18 protein-coding genes are annotated in these 21800 nt (G+C 72.9%); 7 read left to right on the forward strand and 11 right to left on the reverse strand.

Annotated elements, in window-relative coordinates; translation table 11 throughout:
• Positions 1–135: 135 nt before the first annotated feature.
• Genes AB0K14_RS03395 through AB0K14_RS03420 form a run of 6 tightly spaced genes read right to left on the reverse strand, consistent with a single transcriptional unit; the run spans position 136 to position 6819 of the window.
• Positions 136–1158, reverse strand: a complete 1023-nt coding sequence (locus tag AB0K14_RS03395) for a BadF/BadG/BcrA/BcrD ATPase family protein (RefSeq protein ID WP_360454006.1) — start codon at positions 1156–1158, stop codon at positions 136–138.
• Positions 1155–2432 carry a 6-phospho-beta-glucosidase gene (locus AB0K14_RS03400; RefSeq protein WP_360454003.1) on the reverse strand — a complete coding sequence of 426 codons (1278 nt, stop codon included), beginning with the start codon at positions 2430–2432 and terminating at the stop codon, positions 1155–1157. Before AB0K14_RS03400 ends, AB0K14_RS03395 begins: the two co-directional genes overlap by 4 nt.
• Positions 2429–3286, reverse strand: a complete 858-nt coding sequence (locus tag AB0K14_RS03405; RefSeq protein WP_360454000.1) for a carbohydrate ABC transporter permease — start codon at positions 3284–3286, stop codon at positions 2429–2431. The genes AB0K14_RS03400 and AB0K14_RS03405 overlap by 4 nt, the downstream gene beginning before the upstream one ends.
• The gene (locus AB0K14_RS03410) at positions 3283–4263 is read right to left on the reverse strand and encodes a sugar ABC transporter permease (RefSeq protein WP_360453997.1); all 981 of its coding nucleotides are present in this window, start codon (positions 4261–4263) and stop codon (positions 3283–3285) included. Before AB0K14_RS03410 ends, AB0K14_RS03405 begins: the two co-directional genes overlap by 4 nt.
• A gap of 2 nt (positions 4264–4265) precedes the next feature.
• Positions 4266–5594, reverse strand: coding sequence for an ABC transporter substrate-binding protein (locus AB0K14_RS03415; RefSeq protein WP_360453994.1), 1329 nt, complete (start codon positions 5592–5594; stop codon positions 4266–4268).
• A gap of 10 nt (positions 5595–5604) precedes the next feature.
• Positions 5605–6819, reverse strand: coding sequence for an ROK family transcriptional regulator (locus AB0K14_RS03420; protein WP_360453991.1), 1215 nt, complete (start codon positions 6817–6819; stop codon positions 5605–5607).
• Positions 6820–6961: 142 nt separating this feature from the next.
• Here AB0K14_RS03420 and AB0K14_RS03425 point away from each other — a divergent pair, with 142 nt between their 5' ends.
• On the forward strand, positions 6962–7594 hold the full coding sequence (locus AB0K14_RS03425; RefSeq protein ID WP_360453988.1) for a DUF3159 domain-containing protein: 633 nt from the start codon (positions 6962–6964) through the stop codon (positions 7592–7594).
• Positions 7595–7758: 164 nt separating this feature from the next.
• On the opposite strand, the gene AB0K14_RS03430 is transcribed toward AB0K14_RS03425, so the two are convergent.
• Both AB0K14_RS03430 and AB0K14_RS03435 read right to left on the reverse strand, forming a co-directional pair.
• Complete coding sequence (locus AB0K14_RS03430; protein ID WP_360453985.1) at positions 7759–8691, reverse strand: BadF/BadG/BcrA/BcrD ATPase family protein; 933 nt, start codon at positions 8689–8691, stop codon at positions 7759–7761.
• 116 nt (positions 8692–8807) lie between these two features.
• Positions 8808–12053 (reverse strand): S8 family serine peptidase, encoded by a 3246-nt coding sequence (locus AB0K14_RS03435; RefSeq protein ID WP_360453982.1) that lies wholly within the window; start codon positions 12051–12053, stop codon positions 8808–8810.
• Between the two features lie 115 nt (positions 12054–12168).
• Here AB0K14_RS03435 and AB0K14_RS03440 point away from each other — a divergent pair, with 115 nt between their 5' ends.
• The 5 genes from AB0K14_RS03440 (at position 12169) to AB0K14_RS03460 (ending at position 16840) form a co-directional block, all read left to right on the forward strand.
• Positions 12169–13023 (forward strand): fumarylacetoacetate hydrolase family protein, encoded by an 855-nt coding sequence (locus AB0K14_RS03440; RefSeq protein WP_360453979.1) that lies wholly within the window; start codon positions 12169–12171, stop codon positions 13021–13023.
• A gap of 62 nt (positions 13024–13085) precedes the next feature.
• Complete coding sequence (locus AB0K14_RS03445) at positions 13086–14420, forward strand: enolase C-terminal domain-like protein (protein ID WP_360453976.1); 1335 nt, start codon at positions 13086–13088, stop codon at positions 14418–14420.
• A complete protein-coding gene (locus AB0K14_RS03450) occupies positions 14417–15166 on the forward strand; it encodes an SDR family oxidoreductase (RefSeq protein WP_360453973.1) in 750 nt (249 codons plus the stop codon). The genes AB0K14_RS03445 and AB0K14_RS03450 overlap by 4 nt, the downstream gene beginning before the upstream one ends.
• Positions 15167–15175: 9 nt before the next feature.
• Entirely contained in the window at positions 15176–16102 is a 927-nt protein-coding gene (locus tag AB0K14_RS03455) for an aldo/keto reductase (RefSeq protein ID WP_360453970.1), read from the forward strand.
• A gap of 156 nt (positions 16103–16258) precedes the next feature.
• Positions 16259–16840: an L-2-amino-thiazoline-4-carboxylic acid hydrolase gene (locus AB0K14_RS03460; protein ID WP_360453967.1), complete on the forward strand. Its 582-nt coding sequence runs from the start codon at positions 16259–16261 to the stop codon at positions 16838–16840.
• A 174-nt stretch (positions 16841–17014) separates the two neighbouring features.
• Here the strand turns inward: AB0K14_RS03460 and AB0K14_RS03465 are convergent, their stop codons facing one another.
• The gene (locus AB0K14_RS03465; protein WP_360453964.1) at positions 17015–17689 is read right to left on the reverse strand and encodes a FadR/GntR family transcriptional regulator; all 675 of its coding nucleotides are present in this window, start codon (positions 17687–17689) and stop codon (positions 17015–17017) included.
• Positions 17690–17882: 193 nt separating this feature from the next.
• On the opposite strand from AB0K14_RS03465, the gene nagA reads away from it, so the two are divergent.
• Positions 17883–19082 carry an N-acetylglucosamine-6-phosphate deacetylase gene (gene nagA / locus AB0K14_RS03470; RefSeq protein ID WP_360453961.1) on the forward strand — a complete coding sequence of 400 codons (1200 nt, stop codon included), beginning with the start codon at positions 17883–17885 and terminating at the stop codon, positions 19080–19082.
• Between the two features lie 179 nt (positions 19083–19261).
• On the opposite strand, the gene AB0K14_RS03475 is transcribed toward nagA, so the two are convergent.
• Both AB0K14_RS03475 and AB0K14_RS03480 read right to left on the reverse strand, forming a co-directional pair.
• A complete protein-coding gene (locus AB0K14_RS03475) occupies positions 19262–20305 on the reverse strand; it encodes an SIS domain-containing protein (protein WP_360453958.1) in 1044 nt (347 codons plus the stop codon).
• Between the two features lie 19 nt (positions 20306–20324).
• Complete coding sequence (locus tag AB0K14_RS03480) at positions 20325–21794, reverse strand: glycoside hydrolase family 3 N-terminal domain-containing protein (RefSeq protein ID WP_360453955.1); 1470 nt, start codon at positions 21792–21794, stop codon at positions 20325–20327.
• Between the last annotated feature and the right edge of the window lie 6 nt (positions 21795–21800).

Below are 21800 nucleotides of genomic sequence, written 5' to 3' on the forward strand. Positions count from 1 at the left end.
CCGCCCTACGCCACCGTCGGTTGGCAACGCTGTTACCAAGGTGTCACTCGGTGGTGTGAACCAGTGTCGGCAATGGGTGATTCAGCAGCTTTCGACCACCCGGGTGCGTCGCAGATCACTCCGCACCCCGACACCTCACCCGGTAGCCGCGTCCGCCGACTCGTACGCCGCGCGCAGCCGCGGCTCCGCCGCCGGTGACGCGCCCAGCGCGTCCAACCCCAGCAACGCCGCCCCCACCACCGGCGGCACGTCCACCACCCGCACCCGGGCCGCCGGCGCCGACGTCCGCAGCCGCGCCGCGACCGCGTCCGCCACGACCCCGCCGGTCCCGGTCAGCACCCCGCCGCCGAGCACCACGTCCACCGGCTCCGCCAGCAGCTCCAGCCGCGTCAACGACACCCGCGCCAGCAGCTCGACCTCCTCCACGAGCCGGTCCACCACCGACCGCGCCACCGCGTCACCACCCGCCGCGACCTCGAACAACAGCGGGCACAGCGGGTGCGGGTCGAACTCGACCTCGCCGAGGTGCAGCCGCTGGACCACCTCGGCCAGCGTCGCCGTCCCGTAGTGCGCGATCAGCGCCTCCCGCAACGCCGTCGGCTCGCCACGACCGTCCTCGGCCCGCACCGCCAGCCACAACGCCTCCGACCCGATGTGACCACCGCCACCCCAGTCGCCCGAGATCCGCCCCAAGGCCGGGAACCGGTGCGTCCGCCCGTCCGGCGCGACCGCCACGCAGTTGATGCCCGCCCCGCACACCACGGCGACCCCGATGCCGTCCGCCGTGCCCGCCCTGAGCAGCGCGAACGTGTCGTTCCCGACCACCGTCGTGGTCGACCACCCGCGTGCCTCGACGGCCGCGCGCAGGTCGTCCTCCTCCTGGGGCAGGTCCGCGCCCGCCAGGTACGCCGCCGTGTGGGTGGCGATCAGCTCCCCGGCACCCGAGTCCCCGGCACCCGAGTCCCCGGAACCCAGCCCGGCACGCCGTGCCGCCTCGCGCACCAGCCCGTCGAACACCTCCAGGCTCCGCTCCAACCCCACGTTCTGCGGCGACGCGCCCGGCCCGCGCACCCTGGCGAGGACCCGACCCTCCACGTCCACCAGCGCCACGGCCGTCTTGCTGTTCCCGCCGTCGATGGCGAGCACCCGGTCGGTCACACCGTCCCCTTCACCCACGGCAGGAAGTCCGCGTTGCGCGCCACGAGCTCGTCGGCCAGCCGCTCGGCGACCGCGTGCTGCCCGATCAACGGGTGCGCCAGCAACGCTTCCGCCACCCGGTCGCGCCCGCCGCGCAGGGCCGCGTCCAACGCCAGCTGCTCGTAGCTCGTCACGTGCGAGATCAACCCCGCGATCGTCGCCGGTACGGGCGGCACGGGCAACGGCACCGCACCGCCGCCGTCCACCACCGCGGGCACCTCGACCACCGCGTCGGCGGGCAGGAACGGCAGCGTGCCGCCGTTGCGGACGTTCACCACGTGCTGCTGCGCGCCGCCGCCCCCACCACCGGTCAACGCGTGCACCAGCTGCACGGCCGCCTCCGAGTAGTACGCGCCCCCGCGCTGCGAGAGTTGCGCCGGCTTGGTCACGACCCCCACGTCCCCGTACAACCCGAGCAGCTCCTTCTCCACCGCCGCCACCACCTCGGCGCGCGGCGGTTCGACCTTCTGCGCGCGCACCACCTCGTCGTGGTCGTAGAAGTACTTCAGGTAGTACGACGGCACCATCCCCAACCGTCGCATCAACGACGCGGGCAACCCGATGTGCTCGCCCAGCGCGTCACCGTGCCGTTCCAGCAGCTCCGGCAGCCGGTCGACCCCGTCGACGAACACCCCGGTCTCCCAGCTCAGGTGGTTGAGCCCGACGTGCTCCAGCCGCACCGCCTCCGGGTCGACCCCGAGCAACGCCGACGTCCACCGCTGGAACGTGATCGCCACGTTGCACAGCCCGACCGCCCGGTGCCCCTCGGCCAGCAACGCCCGCGTCACGATCCCCACCGGGTTGGTGAAGTTCACGATCCAGGCGTCCCCGCCCGCCACCTCCCGCACCCGCCGGGCGATGTCGAGCACCACCGGCACCGTGCGCAGCGCCTTGGCCAGCCCGCCCGCGCCGGTCGTCTCCTGCCCGACGCAGTCGCAGACCAGCGGGAACGTCTCGTCCGACGCACGTGCCGCCTGTCCACCGACCCGCAGTTGCAGCAGCACGGCGTCCGCCCCGTCCGCCCCGGCCTCCAGGTCCGAGGTGGTCGTCACCCGGGCCGGGTGCCCGGCGTGCGCCAGCTGCCGCCGCGCGAACCCGCCCACCACCTCCAGCCGTGACATGTCCGGGTCGACCAGCGCGATCTCGTCCACGGCGAGGCTGGTCCGCCGCCCCGCGATCCCGTCGACCAGCTCCGGCGTGTAGGTCGACCCGCCACCGACAACGGTGAGCTTCACCCCTTGACCCCCGTGAACGTGATGCCCCGGACGAACGAGCGCTGCGCGAACGCGAACAGCACCACCGCCGGGAGCATGATCAGCAACGTGACGGCCATCGCCAGGTTCCACTGCACGTGGTGCATGCCCTTGAACGAGGACAGCGCCAACGACAGCGTCCACTGGTCCGGCTTCTCGCTCGTGTAGAGCAGCGGTCCGAAGTAGTCGTTCCACGTGTAGAGGAAGCAGAACAACGCGGTCGCCGCGATGCCCGGCCGCGCCATCGGCACGACGACCCGCACCAGCGCCTGGAACTCCGTGCAACCGTCCACCCGCGCCGCGTCCACATAGGACTGCGGGATGGTCAGGATGAACTGCCGCAGCAGGAAGATGCTGAACGCGTCGAACAGGAAGTAGGGCGCGATCAGCGGCCACAACGTCCCGGTCAGCCCCAGGCTCGACCACGTGTCGTACAGCGGCACCGCCACGACCTGCGGCGGCAGCATCATCGCGCCCACCACCAGCAGGAACACCACGTTCCGGCCACGCCACCGCAGCTTGGCCAACGCGTACGCGGCCGGGATCGAGCTGAGCAGCATCCCCGCCGTGGCCAGCAGCGAGTACACCATGCTGTTGCCCAGGTACTTCAGCAGCGGAGCCTGCTCGAACACCTCGACGAAGTTGCCCCAGTGCCACTCCCGGGGCCACAGGTCCTTGGTGAACGCCTGGCTGTCCGACATGACCGCGGTCAGGAAGACGAACGCGATGGGCAGCGTGAACATCAACCCCAGCGCCAGGCCGAGGCTGTGCACCGCGACCCAGTCCACCGTCCTCCGCCACGCGAACGGCCTCCGCGCGCCGACCGCCGCCGTCATGACTCCTCCTGGTGCGACGCCTTGCGCATCCGCTGCACCAACAACGCCGTCGCCGCGAACGAGACCACGAACAACACCGTCGCCATCGCCGCCGCGTAGCCCATGTCGAAGTACCGGAAGCCCTGCGTGTAGAGCCACACCGGGAACGTCAACGTCGAGTTCTCGGGGAACCCGAGCACCTTCGTCGACCCCGTCACGTCCGCCGACCCGCTCGCCGCCGAGCCCGCCACCACGGCCTGCGTGAACAGCTGCAACGCCAGGATGATCGAGTTCACCACCCCGAACGCCAGCACCGGCGAGATCGTCGGCAGCGTGACGTGCCACCACCGGCGCACCGGTCCCGCGCCGTCCAGCGCGGCGGCCTCGTACTGCTCCTGCGGCACGTCCAGGACCGCCGCCAGGAGGATGATCATCAAGTCGCCGGACACCCACAGCATCACCGCCGCGATGCCGGGCTTGGCCCACACCGGATCGGCGAACCACAGCGGCCCCTCGATCCCGAACCACCCCAGCAGCGAGTCCAGGGGCCCTTCATTCGGCCGCATGACCAGGAAGAACACCAACGTCGCCGCGACCGGCGGCGCCAACGAGGGCAGGTAGCACAACGTGCGCACCAACCCCACGCCCGACTTCAGCCGGGCGATCACCGACGCCACGCCCAACGCGAACACCACGCGTGCGACGGTCAGCACCACCACGAACCACAGCGTGTTCCGGACGGCGGTGTGGAACAGCTTGTCGGAGAACATGTAGGCGTAGTTCTCCCAGCCGACCCACTCCGGCGGGTTGATCAGGTCGTACCTGGTGAACGAGAACCCGATGGTGGCGATCAGCGGGTAGCCGAAGAACAGGGCGAACCCGAGGGTCGCGGGCGCCATGAACGCCAGCACGGTCAGGCGGTGACGGGCGCGGGCGCGGGACCGCCCCTTGGCCGGGGCGGCCCGCACCACGTCCACGCGCTCCAGCGTGGCCGTCATGCCTACTTGCCGCTCTTCGCGATCTGGTCGTCGATCTGCCGGTCGACTTCCTCCAGCCCCGCCATCAGGTCGGGCACCTTGCCCGCCTGCCACGACGTGGCGAAGTCGCCGATCGCCTTGATGTGCGCGTCACCGATGGGCGTCACCGGGTTACCCTGGAGCTTCCCGGACGTGGCCAGGTCGATGAACGTCCTGAAGTTCTCGTCCACCTCGAGCCGCGGGTCGGCCAGCGCGGCCTTCGTGCTCGGGATGTTCTTGATCCCGTTGGCCAGGCCGACGATCGTCTCGGTGTCGAACGACAGGTGCTTGATCAGCTCCCACGCCGCGCCGGGGTTCTTCGCGCCCTTCGGGACGCCCATGATGGTGCCGGTGGTGAAGCCGATGCCGTACAGCCCGGGCTCGACGGTCGGGAACGGCGCGGTGCCGAACCGCAGGTCCGGCGCCTGGTCCTCCAGGAACGCCGTGCGGTACTCGCCGTCCATCATCATCGCGATCTTGCGCTGGTGGAACGCGTGGTCGGTGGAGTACTCCTGGCCCAACCCCGCCCGGAACCGCTCCAGGTTCTCGTAGCCGTAGAAGTCGACGAGCTCCTTCTGGAACTCCAACATCCGCGCCCACTCCGGACTGGCCAGACCCGACTTGCCGTCGGCGGTCTCCCACTTCGCGCCGAAGTTCGGCGCCCAGATCGGCGGGCGGTTGGCGTAGAACAGCATGGTCGGCAGGAAGCCCGCGACCTCGATCGAGCCGTCCGGCGCCTTCCTGGTGGTGCGCTTGGCGAAGTCCAGCAGCTCGGCCGTGGTCTTCGGCGGCGCGGTGATGCCGGCCTCGGCGAGCATGTCCTTGTTGTAGTACAACCCGTACACGTCGCTGAGCAGGGGCATCGCACAGCGGTTGCCCTTGTACTCGGTGTAGGAGTGCACGGCGTCCGGGATCTGGCCGAGGTCGACGCCGTCGCGCTCGATGTAGGGCTTGAGCTCCTGGAACGAGCCGCTGGAGCAGAACTGGCCGATGTTGTCGGTGGTGAACGACATGGCCACGTCCGGCGGGTTGCCGCCGCGGATGCCCGCGGTGATCTTGTCGTCGTCCTGGCTGCCCTCGTGCTTGATCTCGGCGTTGGGGAACTTCTCCTTGAAGCTCTCCAGGGCCTTGGTCACCTCGGCCTGCTCGCGCCCGGAGTAGTTGCTCCAGACGGTCAGGGAGAACCTGTCCTCCTTGCCGGGAGCCGCCGCCGGCCCGGACTGCTCGGCGTTGCGGCCGGACCCCGCCGCGCAAGCGGTGAGGGACACCGCCGCGGCCACGCACAGCAACGCTGCGCGGTGCAGCTTGCGCATGTGCTCTCCTTCATCTCGACGTGCTCGGCGCGGTCCGGTTCGGACCGCGGAAGGGCTCGGTCGTGGCGGCGGGCAGACCGAACACCTGTTCCCTGACGACCGACAGCGCGGAGTGCAGTGCGCCGGAACGCACCGGTTTCCCGGTCACCAGGGCGAGTCGGACGGGGGTGCGTGGCACCACCAGGTGGCGCAGCTCGGCGGCGACGAGGTCGGCGAGCGCGGTGCCGCCCGCCTGCGCGATCCCGCCGGAGAGCAGCACCAGTTCGGGGTCGAGCACGGCGATCACGTTCGCCACGCCGGTGGCGATGCGGCGGGCCAGGTCCACCAGGAACTCGCGGCCGGCCGGTCCCTCGCTCAACGCCTTCTCCACGGCGGCCTGACCGGTGCGGGCGGACACGCCGTGCGCGCGGGCCAGGCGGGCGATGCCGGGGCTGTCCAGCAGCTCGCCGTAACGGCTGCCGGTGCGCTCGGTGCCCGTGTCGGCGTGCGCGTGATCGGGGACCTGCATGGCGTCGATCTCGCCCGCGCCGCCGGTCGCGCCGCGCAGCAGCACGCCGTTGACGACGACGGCCGCGCCCACCGCGTCGGCGGGCCAGAGGAGCACGAAGTCCTTCACCCCGACGGCCCGGCCGGCGATCATCTCCTCCAGCGCGACCAGGTTGACGTCGTTCTCGACCGTGACCGGGGTGTCGAGGAGGGTGGCCAGCTCCTCGGGGATGTTCTTGTTCTCCCAGCCCGGCATGTGCGGCGCGTAGTTGAGGCGGCCGGTCGCCGGGTCCACCGCGCCGGGGCTGCCGACGACCACGTGGTGCAGTGCGTCGGGGGTGAGGCCGGCCTGGGCCGCGGCCTTCGTGAGCGCGCTGTGGAACGCCTCCAGCACGCCGGTCTTCGGCATCGGGGCGCGGTGCTCGGTCAGCGTCGCGCCGGAGATGTCGGCGATGGCGATGTCGATCGCGTCGGGGGTGAGGTCGACGGCGGCGACGTGGGCCAGCGCGCCGTTGACCGTCCACAGCTGGGCCCGCGGGCCGCGTCCGCCGCCGCGCAGGCCGCTGCGCAGGACCGTGCCCTCGTCTTCGAGGCGGGTTAGGAGCTGGGCGGTCGCCGGTTTGGACAGGCCGATGATCCCTTCCAGTTCCGCCCTGGTCAGCGGGCCGTTGCGGAGCAACGCCTCGATCGCGGCGCGGTCGTTGATCTCGCGCAGCAGCCTCGGGCTCCCGGCTCGCATCGCCTCTCCTGCCTGTTCGGTGGTCCTGTCTGGTAACTTTCCAGACGATTTCGGGGTGACGGTAGTGACGAGGCTCACGGGGGTCAATGCCCCGAGACGGGTCCGTTACCTGGGTTAGGTTGGCCTAAGGCACCCTGGAGGCATGACCGACACGCGTCAGGAGTCGCTGGCCGCACTGCTGGGCGGGCGGGGCGGTGCGCTGGACGCCTCGTTGCCGCCGCTGGCGTTCGTGCTGGGGTGGCTGCTGAGCGGAAGTTCCATCGCCGTCGGTGCTCTGGCGGCCGTCGGTTGTGGCGTGGTCGTCGGTGTCGTCCGGGTCGTCCGGGGTGGTCGTCCCCGCGCGCTCCTGGTGTCCGTCGCCCTGGTGGTGCTGGCCGCGTACGTCGCGCTGCAGACCGGGCGGGCCGAGGACTTCTTCCTCGTGCAGATCTTCCTGAACGCGGCGTCGGCGCTGGTCTGGACGGCGTCGATCGCGGTCCGGTGGCCCCTGCTCGGCGTGGTCGTCGGCCTGGTCACCGGGCAGAAGTTCCGTTGGCGCCGCGACCCGGATCTGCTGCGCGCGTACCGCTACGCCTCGTGGCCGTGGGTGGGCCAGTACATCCTGCGGGTGCTCGTCTTCGGCGCCCTCTGGCTGGCCGGCGAGGTCGTGCTGCTGGGCATCATGCGCGTCGCCCTGACCTGGCCCCTCCAGGTCGCCTGCATCGCCGTGAGCTGGTGGATCCTCCGCCGCACCCTCCCCACCGACCACCCCGGCCTCCGCCACCCCCGCACCTGACCCCCGCGCGAGTCGAACGCTCAGGCCCCGCGAGTCGAACGCTCAGGCCCCCCGAGTTCACCACTCAGGGCACGGCGCGGCCGGTCCGGCTTGTCCTGAACGGTGAATTCGGGGGTCCTGGAGGTTCGACTCGCGGGACCTGAGGGTTCGACTCGCGCGGAGGGTCAGGTGGGGCGGGGGGCGGTGTTGCCCAGGATCTTGACGGCGGCCAGCCAGGCGGCGCCGGCGGCGCCCTCGGTGGCGACGGTGATCGGGGCTGAGGTGCGGGTGGTCAGTTCGTGCTTCAGGCGGGTGCCCAGGGGGTGGGCGTGGACCAGGCTGCCCATCAGGACGATCGGGGTGCGGTGGTCGGCCGGTCGGGCGGCTTCGGCCAGGTCGGCCAGCACGCGCACGGCGGCGGTGATGATGCGGTCCGCGGACGGCGCGGTGGCGTGAGTGGTCACTAAGGGCGCGTAGGTCGCCAGAGCGATCGGCCGGGCGCTGTTGGCCGCGGTGATCAGCTGTCGCCACTGGTCACGGCGGGGCAGGTCGGGGATCTCCGCACGCGCCAGCACGGCGGTCGACAGGTCGTCCACGGCGTCCTGCTCCAACGCCAGCAACGTGGCCCGCACCGCCTCGCGCCCCAGCCAGAACGCCGACCCCTCGTCGCCCAGCAGCCAGCCGTACCCGCCTGCGGTCGCCACCAGCTCGTGGTTCTCGATCCGGGCCGCGATCGAACCCGTGCCCGCCACCAGCACGGTGCCGTCCGGCGACGCCGTACCCGTGGCGAACGCCGCCTCGCAGTCCGTGATCACCCGCATCGCGCACCGCAGCCCCGCGCCGCTCCACGCCGCCTCGAACAACGCCGCCACCGCCGGATCGCTGAGCAGCTTGCTCGACCCGGCCATGCCGAGCACGCCCGACTCGACCTTCCCCGGGTCCAGCCCGTCCAACGCCGCCGTCAACGCCTGGCGGACGTGCGCGGCGGCCGTCTCCGGCGGGTGGGAGTTGGGGTTCGCGCCGCCCGCCACCCCCGCGCCCAGGCGGGTGCCGTCCAGGTCGAGCACCAACGCCCGGGTGCTCGTGCCGCCCGCGTCGAGACCTACCACGAAGCCCATTGGCCCGAGTATGCCCAGCACCACCGGGGGCCGGCACGCCCAACCGGGTTGACCGGACCTGGCGCAGCGTGACGACCTGCCGGAGGCGAACGTGCCGAAGGGGACGGGCCCAGGGTTCAGCGTGGCGTCAGCACCTGGGCCCGGTCGCCCGACGCGTTGTGGTGGTGCAGCAGGAGCAGGCTGTCGGCGCCGTCCGCCGCCGCCGACTCCGGATCGCGCCGCACCCGCAGCACCGCACCCGGCTCGGCGAAGAACAACACCCCGCCCTCCACCCCGAGCCCCGGCCGCAGCGGGTCGAACGACATCGGCGTGCCGATCCGGTCCACGAGCCCGTCCGCGTTGCCCGGCGCGGGGTAGTTCCCGGTCGTCCCTGCCGTGTAGGTCAGCCGGGCGCTGCCCGCCGCCGGGTCGATGCCCAGCGCCGTCAACGCCACCGGCAGCACCACCACGTCGCTGTCCATCACGTTGGTGTCCACGTCGCCGTACTGCCCGTTGAGCGGCTGCTCGTCCACCACCGCGCCGTCCGCCACCCGCACGGTCCGCGCCAGCCACACGTCCGCCGTCACCACGGCGCCCGAGGTCGGCTTCACCGCCTGCACGGCGTAGTCGTCCACGCCGTCGCCGGTGGTGTCGATCCGGATCACGGGGCTGGTCGCGACGCCCAACGTCACCCAGTTCCGCCAGGTCACGACCCCGAACGCGAGCATCCCGCCGGACGAGGCCGCGCCGACGTACCGCAGGTCACCGCCCCTGGCCGACGCGGTCACCGCGCAGTCGACCTGCACGCCGTCCGCGCAGTCGGGCAACTCCGGGCTGGCGCCCTGCAACTCGAACGCGCTGAGCAGCGACCGGTACGCCTCGTCACCCTCGCCCTGCTCCACCGTCCGCCCGGTCACCTCGACCGCGCCGTCGCCCCGGTCCACCGCCTCCACGTCCGCGACCGGTTTCGGCGCCGCGTACACCGGCACCCGCAGCGTGCGCTCGCCGCTGCGCACGAGCAGCCGCCCGGACGCCTCGGCCAGGAACTGCCTGGCCACGTCCGCCTGCCGCTTCTCCACCGTCGGGTCGGCCACCTTCCGCAGCTCGTCGGGCACGACCGTCAGCGTCACCTCGGTCGTGCCCGTGCCGCCCGGCGGTACGACGAACGTCCGCGGCCACACGTCGAACCGCGTGCCGGGCACGGTGGTGGCGGCCTCGTACGCGACCGTCACCGCACGCGGCCGGGACGACTTGTTCACCACCTCCACCGTCTTGGTCACCGACATCTCCGCCGCGGCCTCGACCGGCCCGAACGTCACGCCCACCGTGCCGGGGTCGTCCCGCACCATGGCCAGCAGTTCCGCGCCGACGGCGTCCACCGCGTCCACCCGTCCCGCGCCGACCCGCATCGGCGCCTCGGGCTTGCCGGTGGTGTGGTCGTCGCCGTCGGTCACGTCGCCGCGCGCCGTGTTCATGATCGCGGCCTTGACCTCCTCGACCGTCCACTCCGGACGCCTCTCGCGGACCAGCGCGGCGATGCCCGCCACGTGCGGCGCGGACATCGACGTGCCGCCCTGGCTCACCGCGTCGGAGCCCGTGCCGACCGCCGCGGACAGGATCGTGTCGCCGGGCGCGGCCACGTCGGGCTTGGCCGCCGAAGCGCTGCGCGCGCCCCGTGCCGACGTCGGCGTGATCGTGTCCGCGAGGGTCGGCGTCATCGTCGGCGCGGCGTTGCGCAGCGAGCCGAGCATCCGCACCTGGAGCGTCCCGTCGGCCAGCGCCGGCCGCAGCGCCTCGGTCGCGACCCGGGTGAACTGGAAGGCGGGGATGCCCGCGTTGCCCGCGATGGCCGCCTTGAAGTGGTCGTTGGTGGTGGTGAGCAGCACGCCCTCGGCGCCCGCCGCCTCGGCGTTGTCGGTCCGCGCGCCGGAGCCGCACTCGCGGCTCGCGTCGTCCTCGTCCCACTCCAGCCACACGAACCTGCCGTCGAGGTTCTCGCCGATGGGGGCGCAGCCGTCGAGGTTCGCGGCGTCGGACACCGGCACGACGGGCAGCGCCAGGTCCAGCCCCGCGTACCCGGCGTACTGCTTGCTGTACTGGCCGGCGTGCCGCGCGCCCGCCACCTCGACGCCGTCGAGCATGGTGAACGCGTCCCGCGTGTTGGCCACCGCCAGCGCCTCGGGCGTGTTCGCGGGCGAGCCGCCCACGTCGTAGAGGTCGCCGCCGTTGCCGGCGGACGCGACCACCACCACGCCGTGCTCCACGACCTTGCGCACGAACAGGCTGTCCGGGTCGTCCTGGCCGCCGTAGTCGCTGCCCAGGGACAGGTTGACCACGTCGAGGCGGTCGGCGAAGTCGCCGTCGCCGTTCGGGTCGAGCGACCAGTCGAGGGCGGGCCCGACGAGCTCGGTCGAGCCCGTGCAGCCGAACACCTTCAACGCGTACAGCGACGCCTTCGGCGCGGTGCCGGGGCCGATCCTCATGCCCGCCACGGCCTCGGGCGTCAACGTCCGGTAGTCGCCGGTGAACGGGGTGCCGTCGGCGTTCTCGCCGTACCCGGCGGCCGTGCCCGCGACGTGCGTGCCGTGGCTGTGGCAGTCGAGCGGGTTGGGGTCGGGGGCGGGCACGGCCTTCGCCGGGTCGTACGCGTCGTAGTCGTCGCCCGCGAAGTCGTGGCCGCCGACGACCTTCGCGGTCGGGGTCCACGGCGCGGTGCGGTCGACGGCGTCGTAGGCGGCGGTGGTGCCGGGGCCGCCGAAGTCGGCGTGGGTGTAGTCGATGCCGGTGTCGACGATGCCGATGCGCAGGCCTTCGCCGTAGCGGCCGGTGTCCCGCCACACCTGCGCCGCGCGCGTCAGCTCCACCGCGCCCGCGTTCCGCACGGACTTCGGCACGGTCAGCCGCACGGCCTTGACCTCGGGCACCGTGGCCAGGCGGCGCAGGCTCGCCGCGTCGGCCGTGACCACGACGCCGGGCACCGCGTTGCGGGTCTTGGCGACCTCGCGGGTGGTGGCGTCCTCGGCGCGCAGCGCCCGCACGACCCGGTCGGCCTGCGCGTCGGCCCGCCGCCGGGCGTCCCGGGCCGCTGCCGCCGGGTCGCCCGCGCCGCGCGCCTTCTCGTCGCGGTAGGCCCGCACCGCCGGGGTCGTGGTCAGCTCGACGAACGCCGTGACCGGTCCGGCGGCCCTGGCGAGCGCCGGGCCGACCCGTTCGGACGACCCGTTGCCCGCGTGGTCGGCGCGGTTCGGGGGCAGCGGTCGGGCGTCCTGGCCGGCCGCCGCGTTGCCGACCGGGAGCGAGCCGCCCGGGAGGGAACCGACCATCAGCGAGCCGAGCAGCGCGGCGGTGGCGGCGGCTGCCCACACCGGGCAGTGGTGTTTCATCGCGACCCTTCGTGATCGAGATTCATCGGACCAATAACCGGACAACCTCTAGACGGAGCGGATCGGGAGCGCTATACATCCGATCTGTCGACCCGGCTGTTGAGGAGGACTTGCCGTGCGGTTGTTGCGCCTGGGACCCGCGGGTTCGGAACGGCCCGCCGTCCGCGCCGACGACGGCGTCACGTACGACCTGAGCCCGCTGACCGACGACGTGACCGGCGCGTTCCTCGCCGCCGACGGCATCGCCCGCACCAGGGCCGCGCTCGCCGCCGGTGAACTCCACCCGATCGTGGACGACGGCGCGCGGATCGGACCGCCCGTCGCGGGCGTGGGCAAGATCGTCTGCATCGGCCTCAACTACCGCGACCACGCCGAGGAGACCGGGCTGCCGATCCCGGCCGAGCCGGTCATGTTCCTCAAGACCCCGGACACGATCGTCGGACCGAACGACGAGGTGCTCGTGCCGCGCCGCTCGGTCAAGACCGACTGGGAGGTCGAGCTCGCCGTGGTCATCGGGCGCACCGCCCGGTACCTGGAGTCCGCCGAAGAGGCCCTGACCTGCGTCGCCGGGTACGCGCTGTCCCACGACGTGAGCGAGCGCGAGTTCCAGCTCGAACGCGGCGGGCAGTGGGACAAGGGCAAGAACTGCGAGACGTTCAACCCGCTCGGCCCCTTCCTCCTGCCCGCGGACGAGGTCGGCGACCCGCAGGCGCTGGGCATGCGGCTGTGGGTCAACGGCGTTGCGCGGCAGGACTCCTCCACCAAGAACATGATCTTCCCGGTGGCCGAGCTGGTCCGCTACCTGAGCTGGTTCCTCGTCCTCCGACCGGGGGACGTCATCAACACCGGCACGCCCGCGGGCGTGGCGCTCGGCCAACCGGAGCCGAAGCCGTACCTGAGGGCGGGCGACGTGGTGGAGCTGGAGATCGACGGGCTCGGCCGCCAGCGGCAGACGCTGGGTCAGGCATGACGGCGCGGCGGGCGTGAGGGCGCGCACGAGGGTCGGGCGGGCGTGACGGCGGGGTGGGCGTGATGGCACCGGGGACGGACCGGGTCGTCGCGCTGGACGTGTTGGACATCCGGTTCCCGACCTCGCGCGAGCTGGACGGGTCGGACGCGATGAACCCCGACCCGGACTACTCCGCCGCCTACGTCGTGCTGCGCACGTCGGCCGGGCCGGACGGGTACGGGTTGGCGTTCACCATCGGCCGCGGCAACGACGTGCAGGCCGCCGCGATCCGGTCGCTGGCGCACCACGTCGTCGGCCGGCCGGTCCCGGAGACCGCCGCCGACCTGGCCGCGCTGTCCGCGGAGCTGGTCGACGACTCGCAGCTGCGGTGGCTCGGCCCGGAGAAGGGCGTCGCGCACATGGCGCTGGGCGCGGTGGTCAACGCCGCGTGGGACCTGGCGGCGCGGCGCGCGGATCTGCCGCTGTGGCGGTTCCTGTCGGGGATGACGCCGGAGGAGATCGTCGGCCTGGTCGACTTCCGTTACCTGTCCGACGCGCTCACGCCCGACGAGGCGTTGGAGATCCTGCGCCGCGCCGAGCCGGGACGCGCCGAACGTGCCGCCGCCCTGGTCCGCGACGGCTACCCCGCCTACACGACCTCGCCGGGCTGGCTCGGCTACACCGACGACAAGCTGGCGGGCCTGGCCCGGCAGGCGTTGGCCGACGGCTTCGACATGATCAAGCTGAAGGTCGGCGGCAGCCTGGACGACGACGTGCGGCGGATGAGGCTGGCCCGCGAGGTCGTCGGCGACGGCGTGCGGATCGCGGTGGACGCCAACCAGCGGTGGGACGTCGGCACGGCGATCGCGTGGATGCGCGAGCTCGCGCCGTTCGACCCGTACTGGATCGAGGAGCCCACCTCGCCCGACGACGTGCTGGCGCACGCCGCGATCGCCGGGGCGTTGAGCCCGATCAAGGTGGCCACCGGCGAGCACGTGCAGAACCGGGTGGTGTTCAAGCAGCTGCTGCAAGCAGGCGCGGCGGACGTGGTGCAGCTCGACGCCTGCCGGGTCGGCGGTGTCAACGAGAACGTGGCGATCCTGCTGCTGGCGGCCAAGTTCGGCGTGCCGGTGTGCCCGCACGCGGGCGGCGTCGGCCTGTGCGAGCTGGTGCGGCACCTGGCGATGGTCGACTTCGTCGCGGTGTCCGGCACCATGGACGGCCGGGTCATCGAGTGGGTCGACCACCTGCACGAGCACTTCACCGACCCGGCCGTGGTGCGCGACGGCCGTTACCTCGCACCCACCGAGCCGGGCTTCTCGGCCCGGCTGCACGAGCGGACCCTGGTCGACTACCGGTATCCCGGTGGTCCGGTCTGGACGGAGCTGTCGGCGATCGACGGGAGGGATGGCACGTGAGCGAGTTCGAGGGGCTGGTCGCGGTGGTGACCGGCGGTGCGTCGGGCATCGGCCTGGCCACCGCGCGGCTGCTGGCCGAGCGGGGCGCGACCGCGGTGGCGTTGGACCTGAACCCACAGGTGGACCCGCCGCTGCACGGGATCAGGGTGGACGTGGCCGACGACGCGTCGGTGCGGGCCGCGATCGACGAGGTGGTCGAGCGGTTCGGCCGGCTCGACGTGGTGGTGAACAACGCGGGCGTCGGCGCGCAGGGCGACGTGACCGCGAACCCGGACGACGAGTGGCTCCGGGTGCTGGACGTGAACGTGCTCGGCATGGCCCGGGTCGCCCGCGCCGCGCTGCCGCACCTGCGGCGCTCGCCCGCCGCGGCGATCGTGAACACCGGCTCCATCGCGGCGTGGGCCGGTCTGCCGCAGCGCGCGCTGTACTCGGCGAGCAAGGGCGCGGTGCACGCGTTGACGTTGGCCATGGCCGCGGACTACGTGCGTGAGGGCATCCGCGTGAACGCGGTGGCGCCCGGCACGGCGGACACCCCCTGGGTGAGCCGCCTGCTCGACTCGGCGCCGGACCCGGCCGCCGAACGGGCCGCGTTGGAGGCCAGGCAGCCGCACGGGCGGCTGGTCTCGGCGGACGAGGTCGCGGGCGCCATCGCCTACCTGGCCGGTCCGCTCTCCGGTTCCACCGCGGGCACCATCCTCGCGGTCGACGGAGGCATGCACGGGCTGCGGCTGCGCCCGAAGCCCTAGGAGGAACCCGTGATCTCCCTGTCCCGGTCGGGATTCGGCGGCGGTCCGATCGGCAACCTGTACGCGGAGGTGTCCGATGTGGACGCATTCGGCGCGTTGGAGGCCGCCTGGGACGCCGGGGTCCGCTACTTCGACACCGCGCCGCACTACGGGCTCGGGTTGTCGGAGCGGCGGATCGGTTCGTTCCTGGCCGGTCGGCCGCGTGACGCGTTCGTCGTCTCCACGAAGGTCGGCCGCGTGCTGGAGCCGCACGCGGGTGGCGGGGACGACCGGGCGAACGGGTTCGCGGTGCCGGCCACCGCGCGGCGGCGGTGGGACTTCAGCGCCGACGGCGTTCGGCGGTCGTTGGAGTCCTCTTTGGACCGTCTCGGGCTCGACCGGGTGGACGTGGTGTACCTGCACGACCCGGACGAGCACGAGGAGCAGGCGTTCGCGGAGGCCTTGCCCGCGTTGGCGCGGTTGCGGTCGGAGGGTGTCGTCGGGGCCATCGGGATCGGGATGAACCAGTGGGAGATGCCCGCGCGGTTCGTCCGCGAGACCGACCTGGACGTGGTGCTGCTGGCCGGGCGGTACACCGTGCTGGAGCAGACGGGGGCTCCGCTGCTGGACCTGTGCGCGTCACGTGGGGTGGCGGTGGTGGCGGCCGGGGTGTTCAACTCCGGGCTGCTGGCGCGGCCCGAGGTCGGGGCCACGTACGACTACCAGGCCGCGCCGCCGTCGTTGGTGGAACGCGCTCGTCGGCTCGCCGCGGTGTGCGCGCGGCACGGCGTGACGTTGCCGCAGGCGGCGGTGCGGTTCCCGTTGCGGCACCCGGCGGTGGTGTCGGTGCTGCTGGGCGTGCGTTCGGCGGCGGAGGTGCGGGCGAACGCGGCGTCGTTCGAGGCGCCGGTGCCGGACGCGTTGTGGGACGACCTGCGCACGGAGGCCCTGCTCTGATCGTGCTCTGGCGCGCGGAGATCTTCTCCGGCGCGGTGGCGCGGGTGTAGGTTCGGTGCGGTAATAGCAAACCCTGGTCAGCGCCAGGTTGGTGGTTGGAGCGTGCTGGCCGTCCCGCGCGTGCGCGGGTACGGACACCGTGAGGAACAACCACACATGAACGAAGAGCTCATCTCCCTGTTCCGCGAGCACATCGCGGCTGTCGTGCCGCTGCCCGAGGTGGACGCCGCGGCGTCCAGGATCGTCGCGGCGGTGGGCGGCTCCAGCCCGCACCTTCCCGTGACCGCCTTGATCGCCGGCGCGTACCAGTGCCTGCTGCCGCGCGTGCCGCAGCCGGAGGCCCTGCGCCTGGTGGCCCGCGCGTTCCACGAGCCGATCCGGCCTTACGTGTACGAGGGCACCAAGGCCGCCTTGGACGCCTCCGACGACCCGTTCACCGTCATCACCGACATGTCCAAGGACCGCGAGCGGAACTACTTCGGCGACGACTTCTCCTTCAGCCGCACCGAGTCTCCCGCCCACTACCACGTGGACGTGCACCGCTGCTTCTACGTGCACGTCCTCGCGGTCGCCGGCGTCCCCGAACTGGGCACGGTGTTCTGCGACTTCGACGCGGCCTGGATCGACGCCATCGACCCCGACCGCCACCACGTGGCCTTCCACCGCCCGACGACGATCGCGCGGGGCGGCTCCACCTGCCCGTTCCACTTCCACCGGGTGACCCCCGAGTCCCCCTGATCCGGAGCCCAAGGGCGCTGCCCGGACGGCCTCACCGCCTCCGGGCAGCACCTCGGCCCACATCCCCACCCCTCGCGTGTCCTACCTCCAGACCGCGCGTGTCCTACGTTCAGAACGCGCGTGTCCTACGTTCGGAACACCCGAGTTCAACGCCCGGAACACGGCCGGCGGGCGTCACGCCAGGTCGGACAGCCACTGCTCGACGCCGGCCACGTGCACCGTCGACCAGGAGCGGGCCAGTTCGGGTTGGTGGGCGGCCAGCGCGTCGACGATGGCACGGTGCTCGGCGACGGTCCGGTCGACCGCGCCGCCCTGCGTGATGCCGCGCCAGATGCGGACCCGGACGGTCGGCCCGGCGAGCGTGTCCAGCAGCTGGGCCAGGTAGGCGTTGCCGGAGCCCTGCGCGACCGCGCGGTGGAACTCCAGGTCGTGCTCGACCAGCTCCTCCACCGACCGGGCCGACTCGGCGGCGTCGCACAACGCGCGCAACGCCGCGACCTCTTCCGGCCCCACCCGCTGCGCCGCCATCGCCGCGGCGGCCGGTTCGAGGATCCGGCGCACCTGCAGCACCTCCAGCACGGAGTCCTCGCCGCGGTGCAGGTCCAGCACGAACGACAACGCGCCGAGCAGGTCGTCCGCACGCAGGCTGGACACGTAGGTGCCGTCGCCCTGCCGCACGTCCAGCACCCTGACCAGCGACAACGCCTTGACCGCCTCGCGCAGCGAGTTCCGCGACAGGCCCAGCCGCTCGGCGAGGTCCGCCTCGCGCGGCAGCCGGTCGCCGGGCTTCAGCTCGCCCGAGACGATCATCTCCTTGACGCGCAGGATGGCGTCGTCGGTCACTGCCACGGCGGCCCTCGACTCGTCAGCTAGACCTCGGATGTCTGGCGCCAAGTATGGGCCACGCCGAAGCGCCACGCGGCCGACCCCGCCGTGCGGCGAAACATTCACCCATACTCACTCTATTCGGTTATCTTATAACCACACGTGACGACGTCCGCCACTTCCGGCCATAATGGTCTGGACCATTTGAGGAGGGACCTTGGACACGGTTGTCGCAGCTCCGCGAGCACTGCTCGGTCGGACCATCACCGGTCCCGTCAGCCTGAGGTTGCGGGCGGGCCGGATCGTGGAAGTCGTCGCGGGCTCGCCGCCCGACGGCGCCGAGGTGCTGACCGACGGCCTGCTCACCCCGGGCCTGGTGGACGTGCAGGTCAACGGGGCGGTCGGGGTCGACTTCGCCGAGGTGGACCCCGCGGGCATGGCCGCAGTGGCGAGAGCGCTCCCGCAGACGGGGGTGACCCGTTTCCTACCGACCCTGATCACCGCACCGGTGCCGGTCGCGGTGCGCCAGGCGCACGCCGTGCTGGCGGCGTCGGCGACCCTGCCGCCGCACGCGGGCGCCAAGCCGCTCGGCGTGCACCTGGAGGGGCCGTTCCTGTCGCCGAAACGCGCGGGCGTGCACGACCCGGCGCTGATGGTGCCGCCCGGACCGGCCGAGATCGGCATGCTCCTGGACGACGAGGTGCTGCGCCGCGCGCTGCGCATGGTGACGCTCGCTCCCGAGCAGCCGGGCGGTCTGGACGCCGTGCGCAGGCTGGCGGCGGCGGGCGTGCTGGTCGCGGTCGGCCACAGCGACGCCACGGGGGAGCAGACCAGGGCCGCCGCCGAGGCGGGCGCGCGGATGGTGACGCACCTGTTCAACGCCCAGCGCCCGCTCGGCCACCGCGAGCCGGGCGTGCCGGGGGTGGCGCTGGTGGACGACCGGTTCACGTTGGGGCTGATCGCGGACCTGGCGCACGTCGGCCCGGACGTCTGCCGGCTGGTCTTCAACGCCGCCGGTCACCGGGTCGCCCTGGTCACCGACGCCGTGGCGGCGGCGGGCATGCCGCCCGGCCGCTACCAGCTCGGCGGCGCGGACGTGCTGCTGACCGAGGACGGCGTGCCGCGTTCGCCGGAGGGCACCATCGCGGGCAGCGCGCTCACGCTGGACCGGGCGGTGCGCAACATCGTGTCGGTGGGCGTGGACCCGGCGGCCGCCCTGGCGTCGGCGACCATCGTTCCGGCGGACGCGATCGGCGAGCCCACGCTGGGCCGCCTGGAGGCCGGCGCCGTGGCCGACCTGGTCTGGTGGGACGACGACCTCCGGCCGCGCAAGGTGTGGGTCGACGGCGAGGTCGTGTTCGACAGCACGGTGGCGTACGCGAACGCGCCGGTAGGCCTGGCCGCCGCGGGCCAGTAACCGCGCACGACGAGAGGCCCGGGGGGATGGGTTCCCCCGGGCCTCTCGTGTGTTCTGAGCGTTGAATTCGGGGGTCCTGAACGTAGGACACGCGCGACCTGAACGTAGGACACGCGCGACGCGAACGTAGGACACGCGCGTTCTGAACGTAGGACACGCGCGGGGTGGGGGAGCGGGGGTTAGCGGGTGCGGGTGACCTTGTTCAGGCCGCGGGGGTTGTCCGGGTCGCCGCCGCGGGCCAGGGCCAGGCCGTGGGCCAGGCGCTGGATCGGGAGGATCTCCAGGATCGGGGCGACCTCCTCGGCCGTCTCGGCGACCGGGATCCGCAGGGCGGCGGAGACCTTGTCGGAGGCGGAACCGACCGCCAGCACGTCCGCGCCACGCCCGTGCACGGCGTCCAGCACGTCGTGCAGCGCGTCACCGCCCTTGCCGCTGCTGGTCACCGCCAGGACCGCCGTCTCGGCATCCACCGCCGCCACCGGCCCGTGCAGCAGGTCGGCCCCGCTGTAGGCCCGCGCCGCCAGGTACGACGTCTCGGCCAGCTTCAACGCCGACTCCAACGCCGTGGGCAGCGAGTACCCGCGCCCCGTGGTCAGCACCCGGTCCACGAACCGGTACCGCTGCACGGCCTCGGCCACCGCGTCCGCCGACGAGTCCAGCGTCGACCGGGCCAGGTCGCCCAGGTTCGAGGCGGCTGCGCCGTCACCGCCCCGGATCGCGTCCACCAGCAGGTACAGCGCCAGCAACGTCGCCGAGTAGGTCTTCGTCGCCGCCACGGCCTGCTCCACGCCCGCGCCGACGTCCACCGACAGCTCGGCCGCCCCGTTCAGCGGCGACGAGGCGGTGTTCGTCACCGCGACCGTCAACGCCCCGCGCGCCCGCGCCGACTCGGTCACCTCCAGCAGGTCCGGCGACCCGCCCGACTGCGACACCGCGACCAGCAGCACGTCACGCAGGTCCGGCTGGGCCCCGTACAGCGTGGTCGTGGACGGCGACACCAGCCCGGCGGGCAGTTCCAGCAACACCTCGGTCAGGTACTTCGCGTACAGCGCCGCGTGGTCGCTGGACCCGCGGGCGGCCAGCAGCACGAACCGCGGCCGGCGCTCGGCGATCACCGAGGCGACCGACGCGATGGCGTCCCGCCGGGCGACGAGGTCCGCGAAGATCCCGGGCTGCTGGTCGATCTCGGCCGCCATGTGCCTGCCGGGCTGGTGGTCGGTCATCGGGAGTTCCCCTGTCGGTTCAGGTTCGGGTCTGGAGTGCGGCGGCGATGCGCTCGGCCGCGGCCCGCAGGCACACCCGCGCACCGCCGTGGGTGTCCACGCGGGCGCCGGCGCCCAGGTCAGGCCCCGGCACGCCGGTCTCGACGTGTACGAGGTCTAGACCAATAGTAGCGAGCGACGACACCAACTCGCGAGCCCACGCGTGGCGGTGTGCCTCACGCGTCACCACCACGACCGGACGCCCGGCGGCCAGCGCGGCGATCTCCTGCGCCCCGAGCTCCCGAGCGGACGTCGACGCCACCACGGAGGTACCCGGCACGAGCTCCGCCAAGTACGGCCCGAGCCCCCACGGCACGTCCCCGACCGCGATCGACGGCTCCACCGCCAGGTCCACGACCACCGGCGGCCCGGACAGCCGCAACGTGCCGCGCACCTCCAACGCCCGCCGTGCCGCGACCAGCCCCAACGACGGGTCGTGCGCCTGCACCGAGGCCGCCGGAGCACCCAGCGCGGCCGTCCGCCGTGCCGCCTCCTCCAACCGCTCCAGCGGCAACGCGCCCGACTCCACGGCCGCCACGATGCTGTCGACCAGCCACCGCAGCCCGTCGTCGTCCAACGGCTCGCCGCCCAGGCACAACGCGTCCACCCCGGCCGCCAGCGACCGCACGGACCCCTCCGCGAGGTCACCGCCCACGGCCTTCATGTCCAGCCCGTCGGTGATGACCGCCCCGGTGAACCCCAGCTCCTCCCGCAGCACGCGCACCGCCAGCGGGTTCAGCGTGGCGGGCGCGGAACCCCACTCCGGCACCACCAGGTGCCCGGTCATGATCGACCGCACCCCCGCCCGCACGGCCGCCCGGAACGGCACGAACTCGACCGCCGACAGCTCCGCCACCGACCGCGGCAGCACCGGCAGCGCCGCGTGCGAGTCCACGGTGGACGCGCCGTGGCCGGGGAAGTGCTTGGCGCACGCGGCCACCCCGACCGCCTGCATCCCCTCCACGAACGCCGCCACGTGCGGGCCGGCCGCCACCGGGTCCGACCCGAACGACCGCACGCCGATCACCGGGTCGTCCAACGTCAGCACGAGGTCCGCCGACGGCGCGAGGTTCAGGCTCACCCCGCACGCCGCCAGCCGTGCCCCGATCGACGCCGCCACCGCCCGCGTCAGCCCCAAGTCGTCCGCCGCGCCCAACGCGTGGTTGCCCGGCACCTCCGACCCGTGACCGGCGTCGAGCCGGGTGACGTCGCCGCCCTCCTCGTCGATGCCGATCACCACGTCCGCCCGCGCATCGCGCAACTGCGCGTTCAGGGCGGTGACCTGGGCGTCTCGGGCTGGATTGTCGTCTCCGTCGACGGTCACGACGTTGCGGCCGAACAGCACGACACCGCCGAGCCCGTCGGCCACCCGCTTCAGCAACCAGTCCGGGGCGGTGGTCCCGTGGAACCCCGGCAGCAGCACACCCGACGCGAGCCGGTGCAACGACATGCGGTC

Source organism: Actinosynnema sp. NPDC050801, from assembly GCF_040673975.1.
GTDB lineage: Bacteria > Actinomycetota > Actinomycetes > Mycobacteriales > Pseudonocardiaceae > Actinosynnema.

Excerpts from the sequence above, each read along its gene's own strand:
- AB0K14_RS03420 (WP_360453991.1), bottom strand. The coding sequence starts at position 6,819 with ATGCGAGCCGGGAGCCCGAGGCTGCTGCGCGAGATCAACGACCGCGCC.
- AB0K14_RS03435 (WP_360453982.1), bottom strand. The coding sequence starts at position 12,053 with ATGAAACACCACTGCCCGGTGTGGGCAGCCGCCGCCACCGCCGCGCTG.
- AB0K14_RS03415 (WP_360453994.1), bottom strand. The coding sequence starts at position 5,594 with ATGCGCAAGCTGCACCGCGCAGCGTTGCTGTGCGTGGCCGCGGCGGTG.
- AB0K14_RS03445 (WP_360453976.1), top strand. The coding sequence starts at position 13,086 with ATGGCACCGGGGACGGACCGGGTCGTCGCGCTGGACGTGTTGGACATC.
- AB0K14_RS03430 (WP_360453985.1), bottom strand. The coding sequence starts at position 8,691 with ATGGGCTTCGTGGTAGGTCTCGACGCGGGCGGCACGAGCACCCGGGCG.
- AB0K14_RS03480 (WP_360453955.1), bottom strand. The coding sequence starts at position 21,794 with ATGTCGTTGCACCGGCTCGCGTCGGGTGTGCTGCTGCCGGGGTTCCAC.
- AB0K14_RS03405 (WP_360454000.1), bottom strand. The coding sequence starts at position 3,286 with ATGACGGCGGCGGTCGGCGCGCGGAGGCCGTTCGCGTGGCGGAGGACG.
- AB0K14_RS03410 (WP_360453997.1), bottom strand. The coding sequence starts at position 4,263 with ATGACGGCCACGCTGGAGCGCGTGGACGTGGTGCGGGCCGCCCCGGCC.
- AB0K14_RS03475 (WP_360453958.1), bottom strand. The coding sequence starts at position 20,305 with ATGACCGACCACCAGCCCGGCAGGCACATGGCGGCCGAGATCGACCAG.
- AB0K14_RS03425 (WP_360453988.1), top strand. The coding sequence starts at position 6,962 with ATGACCGACACGCGTCAGGAGTCGCTGGCCGCACTGCTGGGCGGGCGG.
- AB0K14_RS03460 (WP_360453967.1), top strand. The coding sequence starts at position 16,259 with ATGAACGAAGAGCTCATCTCCCTGTTCCGCGAGCACATCGCGGCTGTC.